Source organism: Lysinibacillus sp. GbtcB16 (assembly GCF_019091145.1).
Lineage (GTDB): Bacteria > Bacillota > Bacilli > Bacillales_A > Planococcaceae > Lysinibacillus > Lysinibacillus fusiformis.
Genome location: NZ_JAGXJV010000769.1, coordinates 1 through 243 on the forward strand (window position 1 = coordinate 1; position 243 = coordinate 243).

Annotated in this window: 1 protein-coding gene; it reads left to right on the forward strand. The window is 56.8% G+C overall.

Annotation, left to right across the window (positions count from 1 at the left end; genetic code table 11):
* The coding region (locus KVT27_RS25850; RefSeq protein ID WP_217582302.1) for a 4Fe-4S double cluster binding domain-containing protein at nucleotides 1-243 on the forward strand (243 nt) is incomplete at both ends.

Sequence of the window (243 nt, forward strand, 5' to 3'; positions counted from 1 at the left end):
GTAATCACCCCTGAGTGGGGCTCGTGGGTGTATTTGGGCGAAATGATCACGGATATCCCATTCACACCCGATCAACCGATGATGGACCAATGCGGCGACTGCACAATTTGCATCGACGCTTGTCCCACGGGGGCGTTGGTCGGCCCCGGGCAGCTGAACTCGTCCCGGTGCATATCCTTCATTACGCAGACGAAGGGGTATGTGGAGGACGAGTTCAAGCTCAAGATCGGCAACCGGCTCTAT